General features: G+C 44.0%; 11 protein-coding genes. 7 read left to right on the top strand and 4 right to left on the bottom strand.

Translation table 11 applies throughout. The features are described from left to right. Positions 1-58: 58 nt before the first annotated feature. Positions 59-1,051 (bottom strand): LacI family DNA-binding transcriptional regulator, encoded by a 993-nt coding sequence (locus MKX34_RS27610; protein WP_036685385.1) that lies wholly within the window; start codon positions 1,049-1,051, stop codon positions 59-61. A 374-nt stretch (positions 1,052-1,425) separates the two neighbouring features. Between MKX34_RS27610 and gtfA the strand changes: the two genes are divergently transcribed. Then, positions 1,426-2,868, top strand: coding sequence for a sucrose phosphorylase (gtfA, locus tag MKX34_RS27605; protein ID WP_076141801.1), 1,443 nt, complete (start codon positions 1,426-1,428; stop codon positions 2,866-2,868). A gap of 86 nt (positions 2,869-2,954) precedes the next feature. Here gtfA and MKX34_RS27600 read toward each other — a convergent pair whose 3' ends face one another. Beyond that, positions 2,955-5,189: an AraC family transcriptional regulator gene (locus tag MKX34_RS27600; protein ID WP_076296430.1), complete on the bottom strand. Its 2,235-nt coding sequence runs from the start codon at positions 5,187-5,189 to the stop codon at positions 2,955-2,957. Between the two features lie 503 nt (positions 5,190-5,692). Here MKX34_RS27600 and MKX34_RS27595 point away from each other — a divergent pair. From MKX34_RS27595 to MKX34_RS27585, 3 genes are all read left to right on the top strand, one after another. Next, positions 5,693-6,568, top strand: coding sequence for an ABC transporter permease subunit (locus tag MKX34_RS27595; protein WP_143763722.1), 876 nt, complete (start codon positions 5,693-5,695; stop codon positions 6,566-6,568). A gap of 11 nt (positions 6,569-6,579) precedes the next feature. Further along, complete coding sequence (locus MKX34_RS27590) at positions 6,580-7,473, top strand: carbohydrate ABC transporter permease (protein WP_036685379.1); 894 nt, start codon at positions 6,580-6,582, stop codon at positions 7,471-7,473. Between the two features lie 68 nt (positions 7,474-7,541). Then, positions 7,542-9,152 carry an extracellular solute-binding protein gene (locus tag MKX34_RS27585; protein WP_143763721.1) on the top strand — a complete coding sequence of 537 codons (1,611 nt, stop codon included), beginning with the start codon at positions 7,542-7,544 and terminating at the stop codon, positions 9,150-9,152. Between the two features lie 75 nt (positions 9,153-9,227). Here the strand turns inward: MKX34_RS27585 and MKX34_RS27580 are convergent, their stop codons facing one another. Next, positions 9,228-10,109: an AraC family transcriptional regulator gene (locus MKX34_RS27580; protein WP_076104896.1), complete on the bottom strand. Its 882-nt coding sequence runs from the start codon at positions 10,107-10,109 to the stop codon at positions 9,228-9,230. A 159-nt stretch (positions 10,110-10,268) separates the two neighbouring features. Here MKX34_RS27580 and MKX34_RS27575 point away from each other — a divergent pair, with 159 nt between their 5' ends. The 3 genes from MKX34_RS27575 (at position 10,269) to MKX34_RS27565 (ending at position 15,186) form a co-directional block, all read left to right on the top strand. Next, entirely contained in the window at positions 10,269-11,669 is a 1,401-nt protein-coding gene (locus MKX34_RS27575) for an MATE family efflux transporter (protein WP_076104897.1), read from the top strand. A gap of 1,706 nt (positions 11,670-13,375) precedes the next feature. Then, positions 13,376-14,044 (top strand): DUF3153 domain-containing protein, encoded by a 669-nt coding sequence (locus MKX34_RS27570; protein WP_076297339.1) that lies wholly within the window; start codon positions 13,376-13,378, stop codon positions 14,042-14,044. Between the two features lie 131 nt (positions 14,045-14,175). After that, positions 14,176-15,186, top strand: coding sequence for a ketoacyl-ACP synthase III (locus tag MKX34_RS27565; protein WP_076297338.1), 1,011 nt, complete (start codon positions 14,176-14,178; stop codon positions 15,184-15,186). Between the two features lie 124 nt (positions 15,187-15,310). Here MKX34_RS27565 and MKX34_RS27560 read toward each other — a convergent pair whose 3' ends face one another. Beyond that, entirely contained in the window at positions 15,311-16,327 is a 1,017-nt protein-coding gene (locus tag MKX34_RS27560) for a LacI family DNA-binding transcriptional regulator (protein ID WP_036685366.1), read from the bottom strand. Positions 16,328-16,396: the final 69 nt, after the last annotated feature.

Below are 16,396 nucleotides of genomic sequence, written 5' to 3'. Positions count from 1 at the left end.
ATACAAAAAAAAGGCAGGCCACCGCTAATTACGGTAGTCTACCTTTTTAATAGATACGTTAAGTAGTCTCTCCTTTAATAAGAGTTACGTCTACAGTAGTGTTGTTGATTAGCTCTCCGTCAGCACTTTCGATCATTTGCAGGAGAGTATTGGTCAGCATGACCCCGATCCGATCACTAGGTTGCATAATGGTAGTCAATTTAGGACTCTGAAGCATGCGGGTAAAGCTGTGGTAATCATAACCGATGATTTTCAGTTGCTCGGGCACTCGAATGCCTTGCTGTTCAGCATAAATGTATAAAGCATAAGCCACAATATCATTACTGCAAAATACTCCATCATATTCTCGAAGTTGGGCTGGAGAGATATTTTCGGTGACAAAGGACCAAAAATAATCAAAGGTAAGCTTATTGTGCGCACCTTCGATAATATCGTAGGTTACACCATGTTTCATACTAGTGATGACAAAAGCATCCCGACGACGATTCGCTAGAATATCCAGATCTAGCGGGCCGGAGATATGTAGCAACCGTTTACAGCCCAGCTGTATCAAATGTTCGGTAGCTAGCTCACCACCGCGGTAATTATCCGATCCCACACAAGGAATGTTGGAGGAAATAAAACGGTCAAAAGAGACAATAGGGAAAGGGACCTTTTTATAGCTTTCAATATTCATGGTGTGGCTGCACATGATAATGCCATCTACTTGATTCTGGCGAAGCATGCTAATATAGTTGGCTTCTTTCTCAGGATCGTCAAGAGAATTGCATATTAGCAATTTATAGTTTTTTTCATTAGCACTCATTTCAACATACTTGATGAGATCGGAAAAGAAAGGGTGGTTCGAATCTGGAACAATAATCCCAATAAAAAAGGATTGATTCTTCTGTAAGGCTCTGGCGATTTGATTAGGATGATAATCTAAGGCGTCCATCGCTTGTTCAACTTTTTTACGCGTCTCTTTGCTGATATATCCCCGGTTGTTCATTACTCTGGACACGGTAGCTACAGCAACGCCCGCTTCCTTGGCAACATCTTTAATACTTGCCATACCCTCATCCCCGTTTCATAAAATGCTCTAATCTATATTCTACAACGTTTCTTGGATTGTTGACACTAATCAAGACTAACAATTGTAAAAGCATAGATTGTTTTTGATAGTTATAATAGGTATGTTATACGTTACCACAAAATATTCAGGTATAATATTAAATATCAATAATTTTGTCTATATTATATGAATATAATTATATGAAAACGTTTGACATATTATTTGCGCATCTATAAAATTGGTTTTGAATAAACGTTCATCTAGGGAGGAACAGGATTCTTAGGAGAACGCTTTCATTAAATTACATTAGTTTGATGATTTCTCTGACTTATGAAGCAAGAGTGTATAAATTGAAATAGAAGGAGAACTCCAATATGCAGATTAAAAATGAAGCTATGCTTATCACTTACGCAGATAGCATGGGAAACAATTTAAAAGAACTAAACGAAGTACTGGATACACACTTGCAAGGAGTCGTGGGTGGGGTTCATTTATTGCCGTTTTACCCCTCTTCGGGCGACCGGGGATTTGCCCCGATGGATTACACCAAGGTTGACTCAGCTTTTGGCGACTGGGCGGAAATTGAACAGATGAGCCAGAAGTTCTACATGATGTATGATTTCATGATCAATCACATTTCACAGCAGTCTCCATACTTTCAAGATTTCCTTGAGAAGAAGGATGAATCGGAATATAAGGATTTATTCATTCGTTACAAGGATTTCTGGCCTAACGGTGAACCAACTGAGGTTGATGTGGATTTAATTTATAAACGTAAACCGCGGGCGCCATACGTAGAGGTTACTTTTAAAGATGGGACGAAGGAAAAGGTTTGGTGTACGTTTGATGAGCAGCAGATTGATCTGGACGTGACTACGGAAACTACGAAGAAATTCGTGAAAGACAATCTGACCTTTCTTGCTGATAAAGGAGCATCGATTATCCGACTTGACGCTTTTGCCTATGCCAACAAAAAGATCGGTACCAACTGCTTTTTCGTAGAACCGGATATTTGGGAAATGTTGAATTTGTCTAAAGAAGTAGTAGAACCTTATGGTGTAACTGTTCTTCCGGAAATCCATGAGCATTACAGCATTCAATTGAAGATTGCAGACAAGGATTATTATGTCTATGATTTTGCCCTGCCAATGTTGGTATTACATGCTCTGTATAGTGGACAAGTAAATCGGCTTGCGCATTGGCTGGAGATCTGTCCGAGAAAACAATTCACTACCCTGGATACGCATGACGGCATCGGCGTAGTGGATGTTAAGGACCTGATGACCGACGAAGAAGCTGAAATGACCAGAGAAAGCCTATATAGCCAAGGAGCGAATGTTAAGAAAAAATATAGCTCCGCCGCTTATAATAATCTGGATATTTATCAAATTAACTGCACTTATTATTCTGCACTTGGCAATGATGATCAGGCATATCTTTTGGCCAGAGCTATTCAGTGCTTCGCCCCTGGTATTCCACAGATTTATTATGTAGGTCTATTGGCTGGCGAGAATGATATTGAGCTGCTCGAAAGCACAAAAGAAGGACGCAATATTAACCGCCATTATTATTCTAAAGATGAAATTGCTGCTGAGGTACAACGTCCTGTTGTTCAAAAGCTGTTCGCATTGTTAAAATTCAGAAATAGCTGTCCAGCTTTTGATGGTGAGATCAAGATTGAACAAGGTAGTGAGAATGAGCTGAACATCACTTGGAAAAATGAGAACAGTGTGGCGAAGCTTGAAGCGAATCTGTTGACCAAAGAATACACCATTCTTGCAGGTGAGAATGAAGCAAATATTGCGAAGGTATTTTAATATTTCATAGGATATCGATGGGTGTTCCAAAGGCTGGGTTAATGGCTGCTGGAACACCCTTCTTTTTGGGGGATAGGTGATTCATGTTATGAACTGTTTTTGGTCCGTCTGAATTCAATTGGTGTAAGGCTGAAGTTGCGTTTGAACATCCGGTGGAGATAAGAACTGCTGGTGAAGCCAGTTACTTCAGCAATATCCGATACCGACAAATCACTCTCTACAAGCAGGCGGCATACTTCCTTCATCCGTACCTCCATAATGACATCCACAATAGTGGTTAGGGTCTGCTGCTTATAAAGTCTGCTGACATAAATCGGAGACATATTAAGTTCATCCGCGATTTGGTTCAGACTTAGGCAAGGGTCCATGTAAGATTGCTGAATGGTTTGGTTGATTTGCCGGATTAGATCGCTTTGCTTGGAGCTGCGCTTATCCGCTTGGAATTCCTGAATATGATCGAAAAGCTGGTAAAAAGCCGCTTCAAATTCTTCTATCGTTTCATACTGTTCAAGCGAAGGCATCACCATCATCCCTTCGGTGGAGGTAGGACTAAGCTTCTTGATGTTATCGACGATTCGTTTAATCGTTAGCGTCACCCTTGAAACAGTAAGTTCCAGCACATGATAGGGATATTGCTCCATTTCACGTACCATTTCGGAGAAGTGACTGCGGGCTTCGTCTGTTCTGCCACTTGTGAGCGCATCGACCAGCTTTTTCTCGCTGTCAGCCGGGTAGGAGTAAAGATTGTTCTGAAGCTCGCTAATGCGCTCAGCATTGATCAAGCTGCCATGACCATAAAACAGTCTATGTTTGGAAGCTTCTCTGGCCTGACTGTACAGCCGGTTTAGTACATCTGGATTATCACTGATGGGGCTGTACACTAACGACAGTCCGATTTTTAGATAATCACAGCAGGCCACGCGGATCTGCCGCAGCAGCACTTCAATCAGCTCGGTATCCAGATGTTCAGTGGAGGTCATGCTGCTAAGCAACATGACTACGCTATCGTCATTCATATCTACAGTTTCCACCTGATAAGTCTGTCCACAGATCTCTGAGGCAATATTCATGATGGCAAACTTGTACGGAAGCAGATAAGAGCCTCGTTCCTTTCGCAGAGCTTCGTACTCATCAATGCGTAGTAATACTAGCCGGTAGCCCTCGTTTAAATTAAAAGAAATACCCAGCTGTTGAACATCATTTTGCCGGCTGTTATGAGGAGATTTAATACCAAGCACCAGATTGCGTAATGAATTCTGCCTGATCGTGAACATGCTGTTGCGTTTATCTGCCTCAAGGGTGTTCATTCGGCTTACGATCGAATCAATCGGCAGATAAAGCCGTTTGGACAGTACCCTAGAAATAACAAGACCGAACAATAAAATAATTAAAGAAATCAGAAGTGTAGTATTGCGGATATGATTGGTCTGTTCAGTAATTACCTCATAAGGAGTAATGCGCACATATTGCCAGCCAAGCGAATCGGGCGAAGTATAGGACACCAGTGATTTATTCCCTCTAAAAGGGGCAGTAAAATAGCCGGCAGAGCGTGCTTTTACTTGATGCTCCAGCCAACTGTTTTCATCCCCGGAGAGCTTCTCCAGTGTCAGCTTATTCCCCGACAGAAAACGGCCTTGGTCATCTAAAATGTAGGTACTGCCACTACCGGGTGTATTGCCGTTAGCCAGTTCTTTATTGATCCAAGCCGCGGATATGTTAACAATAACTGCAGAGTTAATAGAGCGGTCCCAATTGATGGCATCATAGCAGAGGTAAGTATAGACTGAGATGGTTTTCTTCTCAGGTTCATTTATGGAATAGGTTCGCGGAATCGGCGTGAATGTTTTGTAATCCTGATAATGATTCAGCATCTGAATAATTTCAGTGTCCACCAGTTCGCGGGTGGTGAATACGCCATTCTGGCCCTGTGCTGCCGAAATATAAACCGTGTCATTATTCGGATTATATACATAGATGGATTCAATATAGGGCATGGAATTTAAGTAGTTTCCGAGATCGGACATCGCTGCGGTTACCTCATAAATAGAAGGCTTGTTGTAGAACAACAGATGAGAAATCGTGCTGGTTCGATACAGTTGAAATGAAAGCGTTTGCGCGACTTCAGCCATGTTGACTACTTTTTTGCCGGTCTGGGTCAGGTCCCTTAGATCGGAGCGAAAGGTTTGCGTCTTCTCGACACCGATGTAGTACGTATAGTAAACAAAAGTAGAGATAAGAAGGGTTAACGATATGCACAGGGTTATGGTAGTGAGCAGCTTGCCATACAGTAGTCTTTTTCTCCGTAGATCATTATTCTTCATACCGTCCCCCCTGATCATCATATGACTTACTCGGACAAGACTCTGGATGAATTCATATTATGAAGTTCCTTTATTATAAGTCCCCAAGAGTGAACGGAACAGTGGAGCAACCTTATAATCCTGCATTTTTCCAATCTGAAGGGAGTGAACAAATTAAATATTCATGTACAAAACAGCCTTTTCTACAAGGATTATACGGGGTTAGCGAAGCTTGAGAAGCTCTGTGGGTCTCCGAAGACTTTTACATAAACATCCTGATTGTTCAGTTCCTGTTTCGCCAGTTTGTGCAGTAAGGCTTGTAAGCTTCACTTCTGTGTTCAGAAGAATCCCCCTATAGTGGAATTATGCAGTTTCTATATTAAGGGGAGTGAGAGATCTTGAGCCAAACCTCATCCAAAGGAATTTCAAACGTCGAACTTGGCATCCAGGCTGATGGTAGAGCACGCTTACGAACGACAAGAAAGAAGAAAGGATTGTTGTATGAGCTGGTGCACAATCGGGTAATGTTTCTGATGCTGCTGCCCACCTTGATCTTTTTTCTGGTGAATTCCTATTTTCCAATGGTAGGCATTTATTATGCGTTCACTCAATTCGACTTCAACAGCAGTATGTTCAATTCCAAGTTTGTCGGGTTGCAGAATTTCGAGTTCCTCTGGAGATCCGGTACGCTGGTGAAGCTCACGATGAACACGATAGGATACAATATTGCTTTTATTGTACTAGGGAATGTGCTGGCAATTGTCTGTGCGATCCTGCTGAGTGAGCTCAATGGAAAATGGTTTAAAAAGATTAGCCAATCGGTAATGTTTTTGCCTTACTTCGTATCTTTTGTAATTCTCAGTGTAATTGTCTACAACTTGTTTAATTATGACAGCGGTTTCTTGAATACAATACTTACCCAATTTGGCCTTGATCCGGTCGACGTTTACAGTAAACCTTGGGCATGGATCTTTCTGATCATTATCTTTTATCTATGGAAAAATCTTGGCTACAGCATGGTGATTTATCTGGCGGCGATTACGGGGATTAGTGACGAATATTATGAAGCGGCCAAAATTGATGGCGCTAATATTTTCCAGCGGATTTGGTATATAACGGTGCCGATGCTCAAATCAACCTTTGTGGTGCTGCTGCTCTTTGCGCTCGGCAGTATTATGAAGGGCCAGTTCGATCTTTTCTATCAATTAATAGGCAATAACGGGCTGCTCTACAATACGACGGATATCCTTGATACCTATGTATACCGTTCGCTTAAAGTAACCTTTGATGTGGGCATGGCAACGGCTGCCGGGGTTTATCAATCCCTGTTCGGCTTCGTCCTCATTATGACGGTCAACTATATAATTCGCAAAATAAACGATGACTACGCCCTGTTCTAGGAGGATAAGGAATGAAAATTCAAAAGGATAAATATACGCGAATGCTTCATTGGATTGCCTATGTGGTCATTATTGGCCTGTCGATCGCTTGCCTGCTGCCCTTTTTGCTAATTATCTCTGCGTCTTTGACCAGCAATGAGTCCATTATTCGCGATGGCTATCATCTGATACCGGCACAGTTCTCACTGGAGGGCTACAAGACGGTATTCATCTTCCCGGATGAGGTGCTGCGGGCATATGCGGTCACAGTCAGCACAACTGCGATTGGAACGGTAATGGGACTTTTTTTCATGACTATGGCCGGTTATGTACTGGCGCGTAAAGATTTCAAATATCGAAATAGCTTTTCCTTCTATATATACTTTACGACTTTGTTTGGGGGAGGACTTGTCCCGTGGTACATCATGATTACGAAATACCTCGGTCTGCTGGATTCCTATGCGGTACTGGTGCTTCCAGGTCTGATGACGCCATTTTTGATCATTTTAATGAAAAACTTCATCAAATCTGCAGTTCCTGAGGAATTATTCGATTCTGGCAAAATAGACGGGGCTGGTGATTTCCGGATTTACTGGCAGATTGTACTCAAGCTTTCCATGCCGGGCATCGCTACAGTCGGTTTGTTTCTGGCTTTGTATTACTGGAATGACTGGTTCACCTCTTCACTGTTCATCAATGATACGCATAAATATCAGCTGCAGTTCTATCTGTACAATGTTATTAATTCAGCACAGTTTATCGCACAGATGGGGGCGGGAACCGGGGTGTCACTGGCTACGGAGGTCCCTGCTGAGTCTACCAAAATGGCGATGGCAATTGTCGTGACGGGACCTATTCTTTTTCTGTACCCGTTCGTTCAGCGTTATTTTGTCAAAGGCCTAACCATCGGCGCTGTGAAAGGTTAGAACCGCAACCTGCCCACTACCGGGTTAAGGTACAGTCGGCTAACATAGAAGCATAGTGAAAAGGGAGGATTCAGATGAATAAACAACGGGGCAAACGCATGTCTATTCTGCTTACGTCAGTATTGGGCTTGACGCTGCTGGCAGGCTGCGGGGGGAATTCTAATTCTGCAAACGGAGACAATGCGGCGGTAAAAGAGAGCAATAGCGGAGGAAACACAGCACAAAGTACGAACGCAGTTACTGAGGAGAAGACCGGACTGGACACTTCCAAAAAGGTAGAGCTGCAATTCTATATGCTAGGCGATGCGCCGAAGGACCTCTCAAGCATTGAAGCAGAAATTAACAAAATGGCCGAAGAGGATCTGAATGCAACCGTTAAATTCAACTATACAACCTGGACAGATTGGGATCAGAAATATAAGCTGCTGCTGTCGTCGGGCCAATCGATCGATTTGATCTTCACTGCGGACTGGACACAATATCAGGCTTATGCGAAAAAGGGAGCTTTTTTGGCTATAGATGATCTGCTGCCAAAAGCTGCCCCAGAACTCCAGCAATTCGTACCACAGGAAATGTGGGATGCCGTGAAGATTGATGGCAAGATTTACACCGTTCCTGCGACTTATAAGGAGTATGTAACGAATGGCTTCGTATGGCGTGAGGATCTGCGCAATAAATACAATCTGCCTCAGCCGACAGATCTGGCTAGCTATGAAGCATACATGGAAGGAATCAAGAAAAATGAACCGCAGATGTCGCCGGCTTCTTTTAACAGTGATGTAAGAGGTAACATTCATGATGTATATTCAACACTTACCGCACAGGTCGGCAGTCCGCTGCCTTACGGTATTGGTATTAAGTACGATGATCCTTCAAAAGCTTATCTCTATTGGGGCTCGGAGGAACATAAAGAAGAGCTGCTGACGATGAGACGCTGGCAGGAAAACGGATTGATTTCCAAAAACGTCCTGAACTTGAAGGATACCATCCAGGCGCCGATTATCGCGGGCAAGGCAGCAAGCATCTTCGGAGATAATCCGACTCGCTTCAACGATACGTTGATGAAGGTGAAAGCAGCACATCCGGATTGGGATCTAGGTTACTATCCTTATGGCAATACCATTGGTTATGCAACACCAGTTCATCCTATTCATAATGGTTTCGCCATTCCGAAGAGCAGCAAGAACCCTGAACGTGCGCTGGCCTTCTATGAAAAGATGGTCATGGATAAACGTTACAACCAACTCACACAATACGGTGTGGAAGGAAAGAACTATAAAATTGATGCGAACGGCTACTATGAACTTATTGGAGATGCTTCAACAAACGGTTTTACACGCGAGGGAATGAATGGCTGGGCTTGGCGGAATCCGGAGTTCATGTTGTTTGATAAATCCTATGACGGCGTGAAGGAAATCTTCGCTGAGCTCGACAAAATTCAGAAACCGGATATTTTCACAGGTTTTGCTGAGGATTATACCTCCTATCAGGCGGAAAAAGCAGCACTAGAGCAGGTGGAAAAGCAATACCTGTATCCATTGCAAGCTGGATTAGTAGAGGATGTTGATGCGGGTTTAACCACCTTTATGGAAAAGGCTAAGCAAGCAGGCCTTGAGAAAATCCAGACCGAATATATCAAGCAATGGGACGCTTATGTGCAGGAGAAGGGTTTGAAATAATAAAAGTAGCAAGGGATGTTCCCTAAGCCAAATGGGGAGCATCCCTTTTTTTGTGTTTTTTAGAGTCTTCAGGATCTACGAAAAGCGTTGGCGGAATTCCCGCGGAGTGGTCCCTTCTATTCGAATAAAGCTGGAGCTGAAGTAAGGGGCCTGATTGAAGCCGACTTCCTCGGCTATACGGGCAATCGTGTAGCTGGTCTGCATCAGCAAAAGTTTACTTTGCTGAATTCGATAATGCAGCAGATATTCCATCGGCGCACAGCCGTATTCCTTCTTCATGCAACGAGCGATATATACAGGGTGAAAGCTTAGGCTTTCCCCTAGCTGCTGCGCAGTGATGTGCTCACGAAAATGGCTGCGTAAATAGGAGGCCGCTTGCTCTGCACATGTTTTGGAGGGCGAGGGGCGCTCATGGCTGAGGGAGGCGGATAACTGCTGAATAACCTCCTGAAACAACAGCTGCTGCTGAAATGGAGTATCGCTTAAATGGGAATTAGGCACAAGCTGATTCAGCTGTGAGAGCAGCTCTTCTATCTTGGACGGCTGCAGCAGAGTCGTATACTGAGGCAGGCGTAAGCTAAACGGCCGGATATCAAATTCGTCAGATTGCAGGGAGTTCTCTATTTTGACGTTGTCCTTCTCAAGCGCAGCAGCCGTATCCTCGGTCATATTCCATTCACCCACCGTTTGAAAATGCAGCCAATAATAAGAGGTGGATTCCTTGCAGCTGTCCGTACTGAAATGATGGCTGTCTGGACGAAGCAAGAGCGCCTGACCCGCTTTTACTTGAAAAGGGAGGCCGCCTTCACTCATATATAAACTGCCTTGTTTAACTACAAGCAAATCGAACACCCGGGTATTATGGCGGCTCATATGATAATGGCCGGGGGAGAAAGTATGGAATCCGCTTACAATGTAGTACAGCAACGGAGGAACGGTGAAGTTCAAGATGTTCATGTCAGAAGCTCCTTTTAGTGAGGTTGGAATAATGTAATAATTGGTTTGAAATCTGTACCATCATCCAAAGTATATCATCTATAATTTAGTCTGACCTAATGAATAAAGATGTTATTTTTTAGGCTAAGTCTGTAGGCATGGTTTACGAGGAGGGTTTGTATAGTGAAAAAAGAAAGACAGGGTTTTGGACTCTGGGTATTGGCTTGGCCTATATTTATAGAGGTATTTCTACAGACTCTGCTGGGTACGGTAGATACATTAATGGTCAGCCGTATCTCTGATGATGCAGTCGCCGTAGTCGGCATTTCCAATCAATTGTTCGGTGCATTGACCACGCTTTTTACAACATTTGCGGGTGGAGCGGGGATTTTGATCGCGCAGAGAATGGGCTCCAAACGTTTTGGTGAAGCGCGCACGATTGCTATTATGGGAGTATCGGTTAGCCTCGTGTTGGGGATTGTCGTGAGTATTGTGTTGTTTTTCTATGCGGGCCCTATTGGTGGGGTTCTAAATATAGCACCTGAGCTATTGTCACTTTCCAATGTCTATATCTCCTACGTCGGCGGTGGACTTTTTATGGTCGGGATGATCGCTTCCCTCGGTACCGCTATCCGTAACACAGGGAATACCAAAGGACCGATGTACACAGGGATTATAATCAACGTGATTCATATAATTCTGAACTATATTTTTATATTTGGTGTATTCGGTCTGCCACAGCTAGGCCTTGCGGGCATCGCGATCTCCAGTATTGTCAGTAGACTGGTCGGAGTGATTATTCTCTACTCCTTATTCCGGCGTTCTTTCGAGATCAAGGTTAGACTTAGAGATTTCCGCATATTCAATGGCAAGCTGTTCAAGCAAATTTTGAAGATTGCCTGGCCTCTCGGGATCAATTCTTCCTGTTGGGTATTCTCCCAGCTTATTGTATATTCCTTTCTGGCTGCACTTGGAGCCGAAGCGTTAGCAGCACGCACGTATCTTAATACCTTGGAGTCCTTTTGCTTCACACTTGGTTATGCTTTTGCGCTGGCGGGGCAGATACAGATTGCTCATTTATTTGGAGCAGGCAAATTGAAAGAAGCTTATCGCAGTGCGTATCGTACACTCTTTATTGGTTTGAGCATTGTGTCAGCTAACATGCTGTTACTATTCCTGTTCGGAAAACAGCTGCTCGGTTATTTCACATCTGATCCGAAGATTATTGCGATCGGGGTTTCTTTGTTAGCTCTAAATCTATTGCTCCAGCCCTCCAAAATGCTGAATATGGCCCTCGGCAACGCGCTGAATGCCATCGGGGATACGCGTTATACGATGTATACTTCCATCGTGTCTATGTCCCTAATTGGCGTGGGCTGCTCCTATTGGTTAGGAATCAGCGTCGGCTGGGGACTTATGGGTATCTATTGTTGTATGATAGCCGACGAATTGGTGAGAGGCTTGCTTGTCCTGGCGCGCTGGAGGGGGCGAAAGGTTCTCCGCCAAGCGGATATCGGCTTGAGTGAAGAGAATGCTTCACTACATGGAGCCGGGAAAAGAAGCACCTCGTTAACCACATAAGCGGGACTCTATAAGCCTAGCTTGATGGGCAATGGAGTGGTTTAAGAGTCGGTCGTTGTTTGTTGAGTAGTGTTTGTTGCGGCAGTAGGGCGGCTGCAGGAGAGCGGTAGTTGGGCGGTTGCGGGCGGCAGTAGGGTGGTTGCGGGTGGCAGTAGGGTGGTTAGGGGCGGTAGTAGGGTGCTCGCGGGCGGGTCGGTGTGCTTTCGGACTCAGCTGCAGCTATTTGCCGGTTTAGGGCCTTTTTTGGATAGTTTCGGACTGGAGAGGTGCTATTCCTCGTAAAATGGCTCATAATGGGGTCGTTTTGCACCCATAGTGACTCTGGAGTCCGATAGCTCATGAAAAGAGGCGTTTGTGCGGAAATAACGGCTCTGAGGTCCGAAAGCAACTTTGAAAGTCTAAGTAACATTAAGCAACTTGAGAAGCGCCGAGCACTCTAGGTAATGATGAGCACTTCAAGTAACAATGATCATCCCGATTAAACATAGAGCAACTCTGCGGCTTGAAAATTGATTAGTTTAGGGGCAGTAGGGCGGTTACGGGAGCTCTGGCGTGTGCCTTCGGACTCAGTTGCAGCTATTTGCCGGTTTAGGGCCTTTTTTGGATAGTTTCGGACTGGAGGGGCGCTATTCCTCGTAAATTGGCTCATAATGGGGTGATTTTGAGGCAATAGTGACTCTGGAGTCCGATAGCTCATGAAAAGAGGCGTTTGTGCGGAAATAACGGCTCTGAGGTCCGAAAGCAACTTTGAAAGTCTAAGTAACACCGTGCACCCAAGCAACATTAAGCAGTTCAAGTAACATTAAGCATCTTGAGTAACGTCGAGCACTCTAGGTAATGATGAGCACTTCAAGTAACAATGATCATCCCGATTAAACAAGAGCAACTCTGCGGCTCGAAAATTGATTAGTTTAGGGGCAGTAGGGCGGTTACGGGAGCTCTGGCGTTGTGCTTTCGGACTCAGCTGCAGCTATTTGCCGGTTTAGGTCCTTTTTTGGATAGTTTCGGACTGGAGAGGCGCTAATCCTCGTAAGTTGGCTCATAATGGGGTGATTTTGCGGCAATAGTGACTCTGGAGTCCGATAGCTCATGAAAAGAGGTGTTTGTGGGGAAATAACGGCTCTGGAGTCCGAAAGCGACTTTGAAAGTCCAAGTAACACCGTGCACCCAAGCGACAGCGATCACTCCAAGTAACAATGAGCACTTCAAGTAACATTAAGCATCCCGAGTAACGTCGAGCACTTCAAGTAACATTAAGCATCCCGAGTAACGTCGAGCACTTCAAGTAACATTAAGCATCCCGAGTAACGTCGAGCACTTCAAGTAATATTGAGCATCCCGAGTAACGTCGAGCACTCCAAGTAACAATGAGCATCTTGAGTAACAATAGGCACTCCAAGTAACATTGAGCATCGTATGAACAACTAGCGTTCGAAGTAACATTACGTGTGCTGTTTTTATGAAAGAGGTTACCTCATGAGTAGAAATGATTACTTCTGTGAGGGCCTCTTTTTTATGCGCGTATAAAGTTTAAGTTTGACGGTTCTCAAATTTGATTATTCATTCATATAGAGTTTGATTCTATGATATAAATGAGTTAGCCTTTATAGAATGGGTAGCCGTTATATAAATACATGTTACTGAAGGGTTTGAGGGAAATGTTGTTGTCAAAATGGAGAGGGTTTTCGTTACTAGGGCTGCTCTTAATGCTTGTACTATTATCAGGCTGTTCTAAAGGCACTGCTCATGTCACAGTGAATAAGAACGGAAGCGTAGATATTGCAGTGAACATGAAAGTGAATTCGCGTGCAGAAGCGTTGATTAGCGGAAAAATGGAAGATGCTCTGGTAAACAAACTTAAGGATCAGGGGATTGAGCTAGAGAAAAGCCAAGATGGAAAATTTACAGTCTATGAATTCGTGAAATCTTATGCCTCTTTTGAGGATATGAAAGCACTTTCTGGTGACTTGGATATTGTGGACCTGAAATTAGATACCAAAGATAATTGGTTTTATACCAAATATGACGTTGAGGCGAAGCCCAAATTAAATAGCTACATAGACACCATAATGGATAATATGGGATCGCTCAGTTTATCGAAGCCGATTATTCGGGCTTTTTTGCAAAACATGGCTTTCGACTTTAAATTAACGTTACCTGTGGATCTATATGGAGACAATAATGCAAATGTGGAGGACGGCAGAACCCTTACTTGGAATGTTACACTAGCGGATACAGAGCCAATTCAAATGCAGGTTTATGTGCCTAATGTATGGAATATCGTGATTGTGCTTATCATTTTAGTGGTGGTTATTGCAACTGCGATTATATTGTTCGTCAGAAAAAGAAAGCAGCGTAATAGGAAACGTTTCTAAGTGGGTTCGTAAGGTTTCGGAAGTGCCGGGAAGCTAGGATGCTTTACCGGCCTTCTTTACTTTTTAGCAGGCACAGAGTTATAATTAGTACCAAGTACTAATATCAGATACTAATTGAAGAGGTGATTGGAATGACAGGTGCAAAAATTACCGCTATCGGAACCTATGTCCCAGCCAAAAGACTGACTAATGCCGATCTGGAGCAGATCGTAGATACAAATAATGAATGGATTGTGCAACGGACCGGAATCCGTGAGCGCCGAATTAGTCGGCAGGATGAGTATACAAGTGATTTATGTGCAGCAGCTGTGCAGGATCTTATGACTCGTTATGGAAAAAGCGTTCAGGATGTCGATATGGTCCTGGTAGCTACGAGTACACCTGACTTTTCCTTTCCCTCAGTAGCTTCTTTGATTCAAAATCGTTTTAACATTCCGCAGACTGCTGGTGCTATGGATTTGAGTGCAGCATGCGCAGGTTTTGTCTATGCACTGCATACTGCTCACAGTTATGTGGCTTCAGGAATGCATCGCAAGGTACTGGTTATTGGTGCGGATACGATCTCCAAGATTACGGATTATACTGACCGCAGTACATGTATTCTTTTTGGGGATGGCGCTGGAGCAGTGCTTGTGGAAAGTGATGAGCAGACGACGGGATTTTTAGGCTTCCAGCTGGCAAGTGATGGCGGTGGGGCACATCATGTTTACCGTACGGGGCTTGCCCATACTGTAAACAATATTGAGCTGGTAGATACACAAATGCTGGTACAGAACGGACGAGAAGTGTTTCGCTGGGCGGTCAGAACGGTTCCTTTAGGTGTGCAACAGGTGCTAGAAAAAGCGGAGGTAGGTCTGGAGGAAGTAGACTGGTTTATTCCACACAGCGCTAATATGCGGATGATTGAGCCAATTTGCGAGCGATTAAATTATCCGCTGGAGCAGGTGCTGCACAGTCTTGTGAATTTCGGCAATACATCTGCTGCCACGATTCCTTTAGCACTCGATTTGGGCATCCGCGAGGGCAAGGTACAAAATGGACAAAAGATCCTGATGTATGGTTTTGGTGCCGGATTAACCCAGGCAGGACAATTGATTGAGTTGAATTTGGATCATCAGGTAGGGATACCTACTCCATATTAAGAGGTGGAGTTCGGCCAGCTAGAGACCAATGAAGATAGATAACGAAACATTTTCGATAATCAATAAAAAGACAACGCCGTTTGCGGAAACCCGCTTACATAAGTTGTCTTTTTTTGTTGATTAACTAAGTATTTAATTGACTGCCACAGGATTCACGCACAATAAGCACAGGCTCCACTACAAATGATCCACCGCCAGACTGATTGTTAATCAAGTCATAGAGCATATGGGCAGCGAGGATGCCAAGCCGTTCTTTGTTCTGGCGGATGGTCGACAGTTTTGGACTGGTATATTTACAGGCTTCAATGTCGTCACATCCGATAATGGCAATATCTTCAGGCACGCTGAGACCGTGTTCTTTCAAAGCCCGGATGGCTCCCAGAGCCAGCAAATCAGAAGCCGCAAAAATGGCTTTTGGTAAATTTCCAGCTTGAATTAATTGCTGCATAGCCGTATAACCGCTGGGCTCAAAGAAATCGTCGCCATGAACAAACCACTGACGGTTCAAAGTGAGGCCGAAGCTTTCAATAGCTTTGACATATCCGGATTCCCGCAGGTTAGAAATATCTGAATCCGCTGCACTTCCGATAAATCCAAGTTCTCTATAGCCAAGCAGATAAAAATGCTCCACGACCTTGGAAGAAACCTGAAAGTTATCTGACATCACAAAGCCGGATTTTTTGCCCTTTAGCTCAAGGTCGACCCCGATACAAGGAATACTGCTCATATCCAGATCGCGGATGGTAGGCTCCATCTTTTGCCCGGAAATAATGACACATCCATCCACATTAAAATGAACAGATCGAGCGAAATAATCGCCGCTGCTGATGAATTTCTCGTTGGAAAAGAAAATGAGATCGTAGCCCAGAACGCCCATCTGCTTTTTAAAAGAATTTAGCACTTCTACGAAAAAGGGATGTGTAAATTCGACATTAAGCTCGCCAGCAAAAATAACCCCGATCAGATTCGACTTCTTAGTTGCGAGTGTCTTGGCGGAGTTGGAAGGTGAATATCCGGTTTGTTCGATGATTTCCAAAACTCTTTGCTTGGTCTTTTCGGAAACATCACTGTAATTGTTCATAATTTTCGAAACAGTCGAGACAGAAACGCCGGCCATTTCGGCAATCATTTTGATATTCATAGTTAATAATGCCACCCTCCGCTAAATCGTTGAAATTTGAGAAAAAGACTGTTCTAGAGCGGTTATTTG

It is taken from the genome of Paenibacillus sp. FSL R5-0636 (assembly GCF_037974255.1).
Classification (GTDB): domain Bacteria; phylum Bacillota; class Bacilli; order Paenibacillales; family Paenibacillaceae; genus Paenibacillus_AQ; species Paenibacillus_AQ odorifer.
Note: the sequence above shows the minus strand (reverse complement) of the source record. Positions and strands in the feature narration are given on the sequence as shown.

Bases quoted from the DNA above. Each gene is read 5' to 3' on its own strand.
- MKX34_RS27580 (WP_076104896.1), bottom strand. From the start codon at position 10,109: ATGAACATCTTGAACTTCACCGTTCCTCCGTTGCTGTACTACATTGTA.
- MKX34_RS27570 (WP_076297339.1), top strand. From the start codon at position 13,376: ATGCTTGTACTATTATCAGGCTGTTCTAAAGGCACTGCTCATGTCACA.
- MKX34_RS27600 (WP_076296430.1), bottom strand. From the start codon at position 5,189: ATGAAGAATAATGATCTACGGAGAAAAAGACTACTGTATGGCAAGCTG.
- MKX34_RS27565 (WP_076297338.1), top strand. From the start codon at position 14,176: ATGACAGGTGCAAAAATTACCGCTATCGGAACCTATGTCCCAGCCAAA.
- MKX34_RS27560 (WP_036685366.1), bottom strand. From the start codon at position 16,327: ATGAATATCAAAATGATTGCCGAAATGGCCGGCGTTTCTGTCTCGACT.
- gtfA (WP_076141801.1), top strand. From the start codon at position 1,426: ATGCAGATTAAAAATGAAGCTATGCTTATCACTTACGCAGATAGCATG.
- MKX34_RS27590 (WP_036685379.1), top strand. From the start codon at position 6,580: ATGAAAATTCAAAAGGATAAATATACGCGAATGCTTCATTGGATTGCC.
- MKX34_RS27610 (WP_036685385.1), bottom strand. From the start codon at position 1,051: ATGGCAAGTATTAAAGATGTTGCCAAGGAAGCGGGCGTTGCTGTAGCT.
- MKX34_RS27595 (WP_143763722.1), top strand. From the start codon at position 5,693: ATGTTTCTGATGCTGCTGCCCACCTTGATCTTTTTTCTGGTGAATTCC.